Here is a 12997-nt window from a genome sequence, read left to right as displayed (position 1 = left end):
TTGGGAGCTTCGGCCGCTTTCGGGGCCTCGGCCGCCGGTGCAGCCTTGGGCGCCGGTGCCGGAGCAGAGGCGCCACCGGCCAGGCGGGCGATCGGCGTATTGACTTTCACGCCTTCGGTGCCGGCGGCGATCAGGATGGCTTCGATCACGCCTTCATCAACGGCTTCCACTTCCATGGTCGCCTTGTCGGTTTCGATTTCGGCGATGACCTGGCCGGCGGAGATTTCATCCCCGACCTTGACGTGCCACTTGGCCAGGATGCCCTCTTCCATCGTCGGAGACAGGGCCGGCATCAGAATATCAGTCATGCGGTTGGCTCCTTAGCGATAGGTCACGGCCTTGACGGCCTTGACGATCTTTTCGACCGACGGGACCACCATGGCTTCAAGGTTGGCGGCGTAGGGCATCGGCACGTCTTCCTGGTGCACCCGCAGCGGCGGGGCGTCCAGGTCGTCGAAGGCTTCGGCCACAACGCGGGCGGCGACTTCGGCGCCGATACCGCAAGGACCCCAGCCCTCTTCAACGGTCACAAGACGGTTGGTCTTCTTCACCGAAGCGATGATGGTGGCGGTGTCCAGCGGACGCAGGGTACGCAGGTTGATGACTTCGACGTCGATACCCTCGGCGGCAAGTTGCTCTGCGGCCTTCAGGGCAAAACCGACCATGCGCGAGTGCGCCGTGATGGTGACATCCTTGCCCGCGCGCTGGATCTTGGCCTTGCCAATCGGCAGGACGAAGTCTTCGACATCAGGAATTTCGAACTCGTTACCGTACATCATCTCGTGTTCGAGGAAGACGACCGGGTTCGGATCGCGGATGGCGGCCTTGAGCAGGCCCTTGGCATCGGCGGCGTCATACGGCGCCAGGACCTTCAGGCCCGGAACGTTGGCGTACCAGGCGCTGTAGTCCTGCGAGTGCTGGGCGGCGACGCGGGCGGCGGCACCGTTCGGGCCACGGAAGACGATCGATGACTTGATCTGACCGCCGGACATGTACAGCGTCTTGGCCGACGAATTGATAATGTGGTCAATGGCTTGCATGGCGAAGTTAAACGTCATGAACTCGATGATCGGCTTCAGGCCGGCCATGGCCGCGCCTGAACCGATACCGGCAAAGCCCATTTCGGTGATTGGGGTGTCGATGACGCGGCGGTCGCCGAACTCTTCCAGCAGGCCGCGCGACACCTTGTAGGCGCCCTGGTACTGCGCCACTTCTTCGCCCATCAGGAACACGGCGTCATCGCGGCGCATTTCTTCGGCCATGGCGTCACGCAGGGCGTCGCGGACAGTGATCTTGACCATCGGCGTGCCTTCGGGGAACTCCGGATCACGGACTTCGGGCTTCGGCACGGCGGCAGCCGCAGCGACCGGTTCGGCGGCCGGTGCCACAGCGGCTTCTAGAGCCGCCTGGACGGTAGCCGGGGAAGCCGAAGCGCCGCCTTCCAGGCGAGCGATCGGCGTGTTGACCTTGACGCCTTCGGTGCCTGCGTCGACCAGGATGGCCTCGACCTTGCCTTCGTCGACGGCTTCCACTTCCATGGTTGCCTTGTCGGTTTCGATTTCGGCGATCACCTGGCCGGCGGAAATTTCATCGCCAACCTTAATCAGCCACTTGCTGAGCGTGCCTTCCTCCATAGTCGGAGACAGGGCGGGCATAAGTATGTCTGTCATGTATCGTACCACCTGAGCCGGCCTTATCCAGCCGGATTTCCTTTGAAGATTGAAAACGTTACGGGCGCCTCTTAAAGTTGGGCGCCCGCCTCACGCTTAGGCCTCGGTATAGATGTCGGTGAAAAGCTCCGACGGATCGGGTTCGGGCGACGTCTGAGCAAATTCGACGGCTTCCAGGACAATCGCCTTCACGTCGGCGTCGATGGCCTTGATCTCGTCTTCGGCCACGCCGGCTTGCTGCAGCATGGTCTTGATGTGGTCGATCGGGTCGCGCGTTGTCTTGACCTCTTCGACCTCTTCCTTGGAGCGGTACTTGGCCGGGTCGGACATGGAGTGGCCGCGATAGCGGTAAGTCTTCATTTCCAGGATGTACGGGCCCTTGCCAGAGCGGGCATGTTCGGCCGCGCGTTCGGCGGCGTCCTTGACGGCGAAAACATCCATACCGTCGACGGTTTCGCCCGGAATGCCGAACGAAGCGCCGCGTTGCGACAGGTTGACCGTCGCCGAGGCGCGGGCCAGCGAGGTGCCCATGGCATATTCGTTGTTTTCGATCACATACACGACCGGCAGCTTCCAGAGCTGGGCCATGTTGAAGCTTTCGTAGACCTGGCCCTGGTTAGCGGCGCCGTCACCGAAATAGGTGAAAGAGACATTGCCGTTCTGGCGGTAATAGTCCGAGAAGGCCAGACCGGTGCCGAGCGAGACCTGGGCGCCGACGATACCGTGGCCGCCGTAGAAACCGGTGGCGATATCGAACATGTGCATGGAACCGCCCTTGCCCTTGGACGAACCGCCGGCGCGGCCGGTCAGTTCGGCCATGACTGCCTTGGGGTCCATGCCGGCGGCCAGCATATGGCCGTGGTCGCGATAGCCGGTGATGACCTGGTCGCCGTCCTTCGAGGCAGCTTCCATGCCGACGGCGACGGCTTCCTGACCGATATAGAGGTGGCAGAAGCCACCGATCAGGCCCATGCCGTACAGCTGACCGGCACGCTCCTCGAAGCGGCGGATCAGCACCATTTCACGATAATATTTCAGCAGCTCGTCTTTGGAGACATTGCTCAGCTTTTTACCGCTGTCGCTGGCTTTGGCGGCACGCGCCATGGACACCTCCCTCACAAGGTTCGGCCGGAAAGGACTTCGGCCTGTAAATTCAGGTCGATAGGCACCGCACGTCACAGCCGGCGCAAATCGAAGGCCCCTTCCTTTAGGAGGGGAATGCCTTCGCGTAAAGGGCTAAAGACGGCTCAGGAAACGACGTTTTCGCGTACGGGTTGGCGAATGATGTAGGCTTTCGGCTCGGAAAGGCCCAAAAGCACACGGGCGCGCTCTTCAAGAAGATCACGCGACAGATTGTCGGTTCGTAAGTATTTGGCGCGGGCTTCCAGATCGGAACGCTCCGCTTTCAATTGAGCGAGCTGTTCGGTCTTGGCTTTCATTTCCGCGTCGCGAGCTTCTTGCGAGAAGAAACCTTTGTCTCCCGTCAAATATTGGACGCAGACATAGGTGAGGACAAGAGCAATAAGAGCAGTGGGCAAGTAAGGCCTCAATCGGAAAAACATAGACTTGCGCCCCTTCTGGACCGGTACTCAACGCTTCACGTCTGTTTTCGGCCATCGCGGTTAACAAACGGTTACGGATCATGTCGCGCCGAGGCGAAGAATTTATCGCGGCGATCACAGGCTTTTTAACAATATTGTCAAAACGTGACCACGGGTACGCTGTCATGTCACGGGGTGTGGGGCCTGAGGCCCCACGTCCTTTCTTTTCAAATAGAAAAGCCCCGCCCAAGAGGACGAGGCTTTTCTATTTGAAAAGAAGAAGATGCGGGGCCCTAACAAACCTTCTTTGGCCCCGCACCCCATAACTTAGCAGCGGATCACCGACACGCCGGCGTAAACCGCTTCGTCGTCCAACTGCGATTCGATGCGCAGCAGTTGATTGTACTTGGCGGTCCGGTCCGAACGCGCCAGCGAGCCGGTCTTGATCTGCCCGCAGTTCATGGCGACCGACAGGTCGGCGATCGTCGAATCTTCGGTCTCGCCCGAGCGGTGAGACATGACGCTCGTATAGCCGGCGCGGTGCGCCATATCGACGGCATCCATGGTCTCCGACAGGGTGCCGATCTGGTTGACCTTCACCAGGATCGAGTTGCCCATGCCTTCGACAATGCCGGTTTCCAGGCGGTCCGGGTTGGTGACGAACAGATCGTCGCCCACCAGTTGGATACGGTCGCCAAGGCGCTCGGTCAGGGCCTTCCAGCCATCATAGTCGTCTTCGGCCATGCCGTCTTCGATCGAACAGATCGGGAAGGCATCCACCAGCTTTTCCAGATAGTCGACCATCTGATCGGCGATCAGCACCTTCTTTTCGCCGGCCAGATTGTACTTATTGTCCTTGAAGAACTCGGTCGAGGCAACGTCCATGGCCAGCCAGAAATCCGACCCGGCCTTATAGCCGGCCTGCTCGCCGGCCTTCATGATGAAGCTCAGCGCTTCTTCCGACGACTGCAGGTTCGGCGCGAAACCGCCCTCGTCGCCGACATTGGTGTTATGACCAGCTTGCTTCAACGCCTTCTTCAGGGCGTGGAAGATCTCGGCGCCCATACGCAGGGCTTCCGAGAAGTCCGGAGCACCGGCCGGAACGATCATGAATTCCTGGATGTCGATGGGATTGTCGGCGTGGGCGCCGCCATTGATGATGTTCATCAGCGGCACCGGAAGGACGCGGGCGCTCAGGCCGCCGACATACTTATAGAGCGGCAGGTTGGTGGCAGCGGCTGCGGCACGGGCGGTCGCCAGCGACACACCCAGGATGGCGTTGGCACCCAGGCGCGCCTTGTTCGGCGTACCGTCCAGATTGATCAGGGTCTGGTCGAGACGGCGCTGGTCCAGCGCTTCGAAACCCGAAATCGCTTCGAAAATTTCGCCGTTGACGGCGTCGACAGCCTGGCGGACGCCCTTGCCGCCGTAACGCGACATATCGCCATCGCGCTTTTCCACCGCTTCGTGGGCTCCGGTTGATGCGCCGGACGGCACGGCGGCGCGGCCGAACGAGCCGTCGTCCAGGGTGACATCGACTTCCACCGTCGGATTGCCGCGGGAGTCGAGGATTTCGCGGGCTGTGATATCGATGATTTCGGGCATGGGAGGAATCCTGCGTTATGGGACGGTCAAAGTTCGCGCCCTGTTAGCAAGGGACGCCGCCAGAGGCAAGCGCGATGCGGGATCGGCTAATCGGCGACGAAGTTCAGCCTGACGCGGACCCACTTGCCGACCGCGGCTCCAGATGTCCGCTGCATGTCGACCTGAAAGTGCCCCTCGACCAAGCTTTGAGTGTAAGTCGCCATGTAGCGGTATCTCTGCTCAATCTCAGGCAACTTGCATTTGAGATGTCCATACCGGTCTCGAATCCGGCATGAAACTTCGACCCATCCCGAGAAATCGTCATCCGTGCGCGTCGAGTAGAGCCCCGGCAGCTCTTGAGAAGCCGGGCTTCGCGACCACATTACGTCCTTTAGAAATTCTGCTGCATAAGCAGGAACGGTTGTCAGCCAAAGGATCGCGAAAAGCAACGACCAGCGTTCCATAAACCTCCCCCTCATTCCCATCAGCTTATGCGGCGTAACCTAAGATGTGAAGATGACGATGTGAATATGACCAGCCTTTACATAGCCGCGACTGCGCACGCTGGCACAGGCCCTATCAACGGCTGGTCACCTTCAGGGTATTATCGCCTTACCCGCAGTTCGTCGGCCATCAAGGTGCGGTCGCCTTTCTGAAGCCTTACGTCACCCGCGAACGCCATCTCGTCCGCGCTCCAATTCATATTGAAAGCTGAAGACGACTCAGGATTGAGCACCGCGTACGGGTCGACCGGCTTTGCGTCCTGCCAGACCTCGAAGTGGAGGTGCGGTCCGGTGCCGTAAGCGCCCGAGGTCGCAACGACGCGGTCTACCTTGACCTTGTCGCCGGCCTTGACGCGGACGGAGCCGAGTTGCGCATAACGCGTCTTTAACCCGCCGCCGTGGTCGATTTCGACCACCTGATGGTAACCTTCCCGCTCTCCGGCAAAGCTGACGGTTCCGGCAGCGATGCTGTGAACTTCGGTACCTTCATGGACGGCGAAATCGATGCCGCTATGGAAGGACGGCTCCTTCGTAATCGGATGAATTCGTGGACCGAACCCGCTGGAAATACGTCCGGAAACCGGAAAGACAGTGACCGTATCGGCCGGCTTTTCAGCTGTCGCGGCCGGCGCCTGCGACCAGGCGTACTGGGCAAAGGCCGCAGGCAAGGCCAGTACGGCGATGGCGGCAAACAACAGCCGCCGGGGCTTGCGTCCGTCATGTGACGGGCGCATGATCTGCATAATTCTCATGCGGTAATCTCCAGATTGAGCGTTTGAGAAGGCCGCCGGAGCGTATGCCAGTACGTTTCCGGCGGCATGCTTCAGCGCTATGACGAGGGTTTCGGCATAGATCTGTCGCATATCGGGCAAGGCAGCTGTTACGGCTGCATCGCAGGCAAGTTCCGCTGCCAGCCGGCAACGCGCGGTCTGATGGCGGATAAAGGGATTGAACCAGGCCAGGACATCGATCCAAGCCAAAGCGGCAAACCATAAAGGATCGCCACGGCGCAGATGTTCGCGTTCGTGCCGGACAATCAGTGACAGGTTCGCCAACGGCAGATCGCTGACCAGGCTTTGCGGCACGAGGATCCTGCGTCCCCAAGTGAGTGGCGGAATCGCGGCCGGAGTTACCCAGACATCATCGCCCAGGCCAGGTTGACGACGCGCCGATGCGCCTATGCCAGCCATACGAATATAGGCCCAGCCGAGCCGAACGCCGAGCAGACTCGCAATTGCACCGTACAGGGCCAGGCCCATTTCCGGTAGCCAGGCCAGAATATCGATCCCTTGCGTGACCGGCGCGGCCGTCACATCGCCAGAAACCTGACGGAAATCCGCCTCGACCATGGGCAAAAGCGGAAGCGGCACATCCACCGGCGCCAGCCGCGCGATCAGCACGACGACAACCCCGATCGCGATTGGCGCCAGCATGACCCACAGCAGACGCTTGTCAGTCGCATCATCAGGCCCATCCGGACGCAATCGTTGCAAACCGCCGACGGCACCACTCAAGAGGAGCGGAACGGCAAAAAATACCAACAGGATCAATTCGCTCGACAACATTACTGATCCTTCCCATCAGGACCGGACATTTGCGCCAGAAGAGCTTCCAGTTCGGCGATTTCGTCGTGTGACACCAGCTTGCTGTGAACAAAAGCGGCTGCTGGCAAGGGGGCATCGGTTTCCAGGACGTCCCGCGCAAACGCACTCGCCAGCGCCGCGACGGTCTGAAGCTTGGATTGAAGCGCCACATAGGTATTGAGCCCGTGGACCGGCTCGACCCTGATCATCCCCTTCTCCACCATGCGGTCCAGCGTCTTGCGTGTCGCCGAATAGGACCATTCCGTCTCAGCCGCGCTGGCCTCGTGAAGCTCCCGCGCGCTGAGCCGCCCTCGCCGCCAGAGGGGACGCAGCAGCTTCAGTTCAAAGTCCGTCGGCCTGAGCATTGCAAATCTTTCGTCGCAGATATGCGACATGTGTCGCATGTACGCGACGACCGATCAAGCAGGGTCGTCCAACGACGAAGTCACAATTTTGTGTCGCCTAGGGCGCAACCGTATAGCCCTCACTGGGCGAAACCCAGATCATCGGCTGGTCCAATTCAGGTTGCGGACTGCCCTGAATCGTCGCCTTTGCCGTCAGGCCGCTGTCCGCGGCGACATAGGTCGTACAGACCTCCTGACCGACATAGTCATTCACCACGTCAGAAACCACCGCGACAACCAGCATGGCCTCCTCAGGCGGCAGATCCCGGCCATCCACCTTGACCTTTGCGGCTTCAACATCCTCGTTACGGAGGATGCCGCAAACCGCGCCGTCGCGCACATGGACCTGCGTCGTCGTGGTAATGGTCATGGCTGGTCGGCTGGACAGCAGGATAGTGGCTGTATTCGTGTACCCGTCGCCATTCGGTGTAAATCTCGCGATGGAGTTGCAGGTTTTTGTCGCTGCATCCGGCGAAAAGCACTGTACCTGGCCGTATTGAACTGGCGTCAGCGGGTCGACAGGCAGATCCTGGGCCAGAAGTGCGGCGACCAGCAGCGGGAGGAAGGTCATGGCATCTCTCTTCGTCTGTAAAGCCCCTAGCCATCCCCAGGCTAGCCCTGCCCTGTGGCCCAATCATGACCGGGCGCCCCGCATTGAACCCTTACAAGCTTGCGCTCACCCTGCCCTTTCCAGCCACAGGAGGTAACGATGGTGCAGACGGAAAGCTTACGGGATGGCGACCGCGTCAGTCACAAGGTCAAGGGTTTGGGAACGGTCACCATTCATCCCGAAGACGAGGACAAGATCGTTCCGGAAACAGAAGTCGCGAAGGCGAACGCCGGTACCGTCTATGTCACCTGGGACGATGACCGCTTCCCCGTAGCCGCCGTGCCACGTGACGAACTGGAAAAAGTGCCCGAGGCGGCTGCCGCGATTTCGACCGGTTTTTGAGTCAGAAACTATCGGGAAAATCTCGGCGCAGTCGGGCCTCAAGCTGCGGTACGCCTCTCATCAAGCTGCTCTTCCAGTCGGGATCGGCGGCGCGGCCGAGATCCCATACCCGCCAAGCCTTAGGCATGTCGTATTCGCCATAAAGCGTGTTGCCGAGATCGTAGTAGGTATTGGCCGTCCACGGCGCCGCCGCGATAAAGCGCCAGAAACAGTCAGCCCGTGACGGCATGGCAGCCTGGATCGACGGATCCCACTTTGCGGCGTCTTCGGTTTCATTGACCAGGTTGGCGAAAGTAACATAGCGAAACGCGCCGTAGGGCAAGGCATCCAAATCGTTAGCGCGCGCCAGGTAGCGCGCGGCGTCTTCACGTTCCTGCCCCTTGCCCTTTTCGCCGGCCAGAGCTGACGCCGTCATAAAGTCCGCTGCCGCCGGCGCCTGCATAGCCGATTTTAGACTAGGCAGAGTGTACTTAAACGCGGCTTTAGCCTCGGGATCCTCCATAAGCCGGCCGTAGTGAATCTGCGCTGCGCCGAAGAAAGTCATGACCGCCACCATCGGTCTGTCAGCCGCGGCCGCCTCGATCTCACCCAAGAGGCTACTCAGCGCCGGTTTGGGAGGTCCTTTGCCATCGACGACTGCCAAAACTGAAGCGCTTCCTTTGGTTTCGTCGGCAGATTGGGAGCCCTGCAGGCGCAGGGCCGGTGTCAATCCTGCCGGCACCGGATAGTCGACCGTTGCCCTTTCGATAGCCGAAAAATGTTAGGACGACCGTCGTGGCCTGCGGCGTGGAGCGGCTTTCGATCTGAATCCGTTCGGGCCACTGGCCGGACGTCAAAATCGCTCGGCGCACCTGAGGATGCAAATTGACAAAACGGGCGAAATATCTGGCCACCCGCGGCTTTTCCTGTTCCGTGAAGGCATGGCCCCGCTGGCTGGTCGTCACCACCACATCCTTACCGAGACGCCATTCAATCTGTGTTTCCGCTTCCGTCGCCACCAGATGATCGACCGGATCGGTCTGCACAGCCAGTTCCTGTTCGGCCCAATAGGGCGCGAGGTTGGCGGGAGACTTACCGTCCGACGGTTTGATTTCGGCCATTAGCGAGGCTAGATAGCGGCGGTTTTGCAGTTCCACGATACGGAAAGCCGGCATGGCATAGCAACTGTCGTTGTCAAACGCATGCGCCTGCACCTTCCAACTGAGCGAGCGGCAGATGGCAATGTCTTCCACCCGGATCCCGTCTTCATCAAACACGGCTGTGAAATCATCCGCCAGGGTGACAGTGCCCGCTTGAGGCGCCTCGCCGGCCTGGTCCAGTGTGTAACTGAGTCTAAGCGCCGGCACCCGGAGCGGGCGGACAGCCCGAATCTCGTCCGAAGTCGACTGAGGCCCGATGGTAAAAGCCGCCGCCGTCACCGGTGCCATCATCATCACGACAGTAAACCAAAGACTCCGCATTTCCCCCGCCCCGCGCTTGAACCTTGTTCATATTGCTAGGCCGGGTTCGCCGCAAAGTCAACGCCCAAACAAAAACGCGGGCCTTGCGACCCGCGTTCTGAATTCTGGCACATCGAGGAAGGATTAGTCCTTCTTAGGGGTAATGACCTGGCGGCCCTTGTACATGCCGGTCTTCAGATCGACATGGTGAGGACGGCGCAGTTCGCCGGTGTCCTTGTCTTCGGTGTAGGGATTGGCGCCCAGGGCGTCATGCGAACGGCGCATGTTACGGCGCGAGGGCGAGGTTTTCCGCTTGGGGACGGCCATGGAACTCTCTCTCTAGGAATGGCCGAAAGCGCACGCCTTCAGGCACGAAAAGGGGAAGACCCACACTAGGCCCGTTGGAAAATAACTGAAGCAGGACGCTTTCCCGGTTGCAGTTTCTACTGCGACCACACCCGATATCAAGGCACAGCTATTTTCTAACAACCACTAAGGTAAGTCAGAAGGCGGGCCTTATGCCTTATGTTGCCTGGGTGATCAAGGGGTAAAAGCGGAAATATCCGCAACGCCGGGCTTCAAGGCCGCAATCCGTGAGCGCATAACCTCGGCAACCATGGGATCATAGACGCGAGGCGACTTGTGACGACGACCGTCGGTCGTCGTGATCATCACCCAATGGGCCGATTTACGGCCATGTTCATCGTGATTGAACGATTCGACCTGAATATCGGCGATCTCAGCCGGCTCCAGAATGTTTTCATGGGCCCAGTGTGTCAGGCTCATCTGACGCATATGGACGCCGTCCGTGGCGATCCGCCAGGTCTTCATATGGCCGATCACCGCCCAGACCAGGATCAGTATCCCGAGGGGCAAACAGATCAGACATGTCAGGACGAAGCCGAACAGGGACGATTTATGCGCCTGGACCAGGGGCCAGTCGTGATAGATGGTGGCAACCACCACGACCAGCAGGAGCAGGCCGATCAAGAAAAAAACGGTGCGCGCCGCTATGCCGAGATTGTCTTTGAGAACCATTTGGCATTAGTGCGGCCAAATGGCCGCGCTGACAAGCTTAGTCTTCGATCTGCGCCGAGGCTTCGATTTCGACCAGCCATTCCGAATTGATCAGAGCGCTGGAGCCGATGAAGCTGGAGGCCGGGCGGATGTCACCGAAGATTTCGCCATGGGCCTTGGCGGCCTCTTTCCAACGCGAGATGTCGGTCAGGAAGATGCGGGTACGGATGATGTCGGATGGCTTGCCACCGGCCTGTTCGACCGCCTTGACAATTATGTCGAGGCAGGTCCTGGTCTGCTCGTAGAGATCGTCGATGCCGGCGGTCTTGCCGTCGCGAATCGGCGCGGTACCCGAAACTTCAATACGGTTGCCTGTGCGCACGGCGCGGGAAAAACCGATTTCGCCTTCGAACGGAGAGCCGGAGGATACGAGTTGGCGGGGCATGGGCAGCGGTCCTGTAAAAAAGATGCCCGTGCCTATGCCGTCACTACGCGTGATGTGCAAGCCCTAAACCAGACGGCTGCGCTCCATGGCCGCAGCGATGAAGCTCTTGAACAGCGGATGCGGGGCAAACGGACGCGACTTCAGTTCCGGATGGTACTGCACGCCAATGAACCACGGATGGTCTTCACGTTCAACGATTTCCGGCAGCAGGCCGTCTGGCGACAGCCCGCTGAATTTCAAACCGCACGCCTCCAGACGCGGAATGTAGTCACGGTTGACTTCATAGCGGTGGCGATGGCGTTCCGAAATCTCGGTTCCGCCATAAATTTCAGACACTAAAGAACCTTCTCTTAAGGTCGCATCATAAGCCCCCAGACGCATGGTTCCGCCGAGATTTCCACCGGCCGCACGCTTGGTCAGTTCGTTGCCGGACAGCCATTCGGTCATTAGTCCGACGACTGGCTCGCTGGTCAGGCCGAATTCTGTCGAGGAGGCCTCTTTGATGCCGGCCTGGTTCCGCGCTGCTTCGATGCACGCCATCTGCATGCCGAAACAGATACCGAAATAGGGCACATCATTCTCACGGGCAAAGCGCGCCGCTTCGATCTTGCCCAGGGCGCCGCGTTCGCCGAAGCCGCCTGGAACCAGAATGGCGTGAACATTTTCCAGCCGCTCGATCACCGCATCGGGTGCGCCTTCAAACGTTTCCGATTCGACCCAGTCGATCTTGACGCGGACATTGTTGGCCATGCCGCCGTGATACAGCGCTTCAATCAACGACTTGTAGGCGTCTTTTAAGACCGTGTATTTGCCGACCACAGCGATAGAGACCTCACCGTCCGGATGCTGATAACGCCGGGTGATATCTTGCCAGGACGTCAGTTCAGGTTCGCCTTCGACCTCCATGCCGAAGACATTCAGCACTTCGGTGTCCAGCCCCTGGCGGTGATAGTCGATCGGAACGGCGTAGATGTTTTCGCTGTCCAGCGCCTGGATAACAGCCGATTCGCGGACATTGCAGAACAGGCCGATCTTGCGGCGCTCCTCGGCCGGGATTTCCTGCTCGCAACGGCACAGCAGAATGTCCGGTTGGATACCGATCGAGCGCAGTTCCTTGACCGAGTGCTGGGTCGGTTTGGTCTTCATCTCACCGGCCGTCTTGACGAAGGGCAACAGGGTCAGGTGGATGAAGCAGCACTGGCGACGCGGAAGTTCCTGGCCTAGCTGACGGATGGCCTCGAAGAACGGCAGGCCCTCAATGTCGCCGACCGTCCCGCCAATCTCGACCAGGATGAAATCCGCATCGCCCTGATCGGACAGAACGAATGATTTGATCTCGTTGGTGACGTGCGGCACGACCTGAACTGTCGCGCCCAGATAGTCGCCACGGCGCTCTTTTTCGATAATGTTCGAATAGATTCGACCGGTGGTGATATTGTCCGTCTTGCGGGCATTGACACCGGTAAAGCGTTCATAATGCCCCAGATCGAGGTCGGTTTCGGCGCCGTCATCGGTGACAAAAACTTCACCGTGCTGATAGGGGCTCATCGTGCCGGGATCGACGTTGAGATACGGATCCAGCTTGCGCAGGCGGACCTTGTAGCCGCGGGCCTGCAGCAGAGCCCCCAGCGCCGCCGACGCCAGCCCCTTGCCGAGCGAGGACACCACCCCGCCAGTGATGAAAACAAACCGGGCCGCCATATCCAATTACCCATCAAAGAAGGACCCACGGGTTGGAACCCGTGGGTCTGATACCAATAGTCTAAAGCGATTCGCCGCTACTGAGCGGGCGAAGTTGCCGACGACGTCGAAGGCGCCGGCGAGGCACTGGGCGTGGCCGCGCGCGGCGCCGGCGCCTT

General features: G+C 59.9%; 17 protein-coding genes. 2 read left to right on the top strand and 15 right to left on the bottom strand.

Going from position 1 to position 12997, the window contains the following annotated elements; genetic code table 11:
• From ABI_RS17320 to ABI_RS23870, 7 genes are all read right to left on the bottom strand, one after another.
• The coding region (locus tag ABI_RS17320; protein ID WP_040309563.1) for a biotin/lipoyl-containing protein at window positions 1-308 on the bottom strand (308 nt) is incomplete at its 3' end.
• A 12-nt stretch (window positions 309-320) separates the two neighbouring features.
• Window positions 321-1670, bottom strand: coding sequence for a pyruvate dehydrogenase complex E1 component subunit beta (locus ABI_RS17315; RefSeq protein ID WP_040309562.1), 1350 nt, complete (start codon window positions 1668-1670; stop codon window positions 321-323).
• A gap of 96 nt (window positions 1671-1766) precedes the next feature.
• Entirely contained in the window at window positions 1767-2774 is a 1008-nt protein-coding gene (pdhA, locus tag ABI_RS17310) for a pyruvate dehydrogenase (acetyl-transferring) E1 component subunit alpha (RefSeq protein ID WP_006274348.1), read from the bottom strand.
• Window positions 2775-2917: 143 nt separating this feature from the next.
• Window positions 2918-3208, bottom strand: a complete 291-nt coding sequence (locus ABI_RS17305; protein ID WP_369794106.1) for an FtsB family cell division protein — start codon at window positions 3206-3208, stop codon at window positions 2918-2920.
• A gap of 330 nt (window positions 3209-3538) precedes the next feature.
• The gene (eno, locus tag ABI_RS17300) at window positions 3539-4816 is read right to left on the bottom strand and encodes a phosphopyruvate hydratase (protein ID WP_040309561.1); all 1278 of its coding nucleotides are present in this window, start codon (window positions 4814-4816) and stop codon (window positions 3539-3541) included.
• A gap of 86 nt (window positions 4817-4902) precedes the next feature.
• Window positions 4903-5259, bottom strand: coding sequence for a hypothetical protein (locus tag ABI_RS17295; RefSeq protein WP_040309560.1), 357 nt, complete (start codon window positions 5257-5259; stop codon window positions 4903-4905).
• Window positions 5260-5399: 140 nt separating this feature from the next.
• On the bottom strand, window positions 5400-6557 hold the full coding sequence (locus ABI_RS23870; RefSeq protein WP_211211187.1) for a M23/M56 family metallopeptidase: 1158 nt from the start codon (window positions 6555-6557) through the stop codon (window positions 5400-5402).
• Window positions 6558-6587: 30 nt separating this feature from the next.
• Here ABI_RS23870 and ABI_RS25995 point away from each other — a divergent pair, with 30 nt between their 5' ends.
• Entirely contained in the window at window positions 6588-6869 is a 282-nt protein-coding gene (locus tag ABI_RS25995; protein WP_211211186.1) for a hypothetical protein, read from the top strand.
• Here the strand turns inward: ABI_RS25995 and ABI_RS17285 are convergent.
• Both ABI_RS17285 and ABI_RS17280 read right to left on the bottom strand, forming a co-directional pair.
• Window positions 6863-7246, bottom strand: coding sequence for a BlaI/MecI/CopY family transcriptional regulator (locus ABI_RS17285; RefSeq protein ID WP_006274344.1), 384 nt, complete (start codon window positions 7244-7246; stop codon window positions 6863-6865). The genes ABI_RS25995 and ABI_RS17285 overlap by 7 nt on opposite strands.
• Window positions 7247-7343: 97 nt before the next feature.
• Window positions 7344-7856: a hypothetical protein gene (locus ABI_RS17280; RefSeq protein WP_006274343.1), complete on the bottom strand. Its 513-nt coding sequence runs from the start codon at window positions 7854-7856 to the stop codon at window positions 7344-7346.
• A 138-nt stretch (window positions 7857-7994) separates the two neighbouring features.
• Between ABI_RS17280 and ABI_RS17275 the strand changes: the two genes are divergently transcribed.
• Window positions 7995-8237, top strand: a complete 243-nt coding sequence (locus ABI_RS17275) for a hypothetical protein (RefSeq protein WP_006274342.1) — start codon at window positions 7995-7997, stop codon at window positions 8235-8237.
• A 1-nt stretch (window position 8238) separates the two neighbouring features.
• Here ABI_RS17275 and ABI_RS17270 read toward each other — a convergent pair whose 3' ends face one another.
• The 6 genes from ABI_RS17270 to pyrG form a co-directional block, all read right to left on the bottom strand.
• Window positions 8239-8781, bottom strand: coding sequence for a hypothetical protein (locus ABI_RS17270; protein WP_157138978.1), 543 nt, complete (start codon window positions 8779-8781; stop codon window positions 8239-8241).
• Window positions 8782-8833: 52 nt separating this feature from the next.
• Window positions 8834-9673 (bottom strand): hypothetical protein, encoded by an 840-nt coding sequence (locus ABI_RS17265; RefSeq protein WP_006274340.1) that lies wholly within the window; start codon window positions 9671-9673, stop codon window positions 8834-8836.
• A 147-nt stretch (window positions 9674-9820) separates the two neighbouring features.
• Window positions 9821-10003, bottom strand: a complete 183-nt coding sequence (gene rpmF, locus ABI_RS17260) for a 50S ribosomal protein L32 (protein ID WP_023459126.1) — start codon at window positions 10001-10003, stop codon at window positions 9821-9823.
• 213 nt (window positions 10004-10216) lie between these two features.
• On the bottom strand, window positions 10217-10714 hold the full coding sequence (locus ABI_RS17255) for a hypothetical protein (RefSeq protein ID WP_006274338.1): 498 nt from the start codon (window positions 10712-10714) through the stop codon (window positions 10217-10219).
• Window positions 10715-10751: 37 nt separating this feature from the next.
• Window positions 10752-11138: a RidA family protein gene (locus ABI_RS17250; protein WP_006274337.1), complete on the bottom strand. Its 387-nt coding sequence runs from the start codon at window positions 11136-11138 to the stop codon at window positions 10752-10754.
• A 63-nt stretch (window positions 11139-11201) separates the two neighbouring features.
• Window positions 11202-12839 carry a CTP synthase gene (gene pyrG / locus ABI_RS17245; protein WP_006274336.1) on the bottom strand — a complete coding sequence of 546 codons (1638 nt, stop codon included), beginning with the start codon at window positions 12837-12839 and terminating at the stop codon, window positions 11202-11204.
• Window positions 12840-12997: the final 158 nt, after the last annotated feature.

Origin of the sequence: Asticcacaulis biprosthecium C19 (assembly GCF_000204015.1) — a bacterium.
GTDB classification, from domain to species: Bacteria; Pseudomonadota; Alphaproteobacteria; order Caulobacterales; family Caulobacteraceae; genus Asticcacaulis; species Asticcacaulis biprosthecius.
This window is presented reverse-complemented; position numbering and strand designations above follow the sequence as displayed.

Excerpts from the sequence above, each read along its gene's own strand:
- pyrG (WP_006274336.1), bottom strand. The coding sequence starts at position 12,839 with ATGGCGGCCCGGTTTGTTTTCATCACTGGCGGGGTGGTGTCCTCGCTC.
- ABI_RS17250 (WP_006274337.1), bottom strand. The coding sequence starts at position 11,138 with ATGCCCCGCCAACTCGTATCCTCCGGCTCTCCGTTCGAAGGCGAAATC.
- ABI_RS17315 (WP_040309562.1), bottom strand. The coding sequence starts at position 1,670 with ATGACAGACATACTTATGCCCGCCCTGTCTCCGACTATGGAGGAAGGC.
- eno (WP_040309561.1), bottom strand. The coding sequence starts at position 4,816 with ATGCCCGAAATCATCGATATCACAGCCCGCGAAATCCTCGACTCCCGC.
- rpmF (WP_023459126.1), bottom strand. The coding sequence starts at position 10,003 with ATGGCCGTCCCCAAGCGGAAAACCTCGCCCTCGCGCCGTAACATGCGC.
- ABI_RS17285 (WP_006274344.1), bottom strand. The coding sequence starts at position 7,246 with ATGCTCAGGCCGACGGACTTTGAACTGAAGCTGCTGCGTCCCCTCTGG.
- pdhA (WP_006274348.1), bottom strand. The coding sequence starts at position 2,774 with ATGGCGCGTGCCGCCAAAGCCAGCGACAGCGGTAAAAAGCTGAGCAAT.
- ABI_RS17280 (WP_006274343.1), bottom strand. The coding sequence starts at position 7,856 with ATGACCTTCCTCCCGCTGCTGGTCGCCGCACTTCTGGCCCAGGATCTG.
- ABI_RS17295 (WP_040309560.1), bottom strand. The coding sequence starts at position 5,259 with ATGGAACGCTGGTCGTTGCTTTTCGCGATCCTTTGGCTGACAACCGTT.
- ABI_RS17275 (WP_006274342.1), top strand. The coding sequence starts at position 7,995 with ATGGTGCAGACGGAAAGCTTACGGGATGGCGACCGCGTCAGTCACAAG.
- ABI_RS17270 (WP_157138978.1), bottom strand. The coding sequence starts at position 8,781 with ATGACTTTCTTCGGCGCAGCGCAGATTCACTACGGCCGGCTTATGGAG.
- ABI_RS17255 (WP_006274338.1), bottom strand. The coding sequence starts at position 10,714 with ATGGTTCTCAAAGACAATCTCGGCATAGCGGCGCGCACCGTTTTTTTC.
- ABI_RS23870 (WP_211211187.1), bottom strand. The coding sequence starts at position 6,557 with ATGGGCCTGGCCCTGTACGGTGCAATTGCGAGTCTGCTCGGCGTTCGG.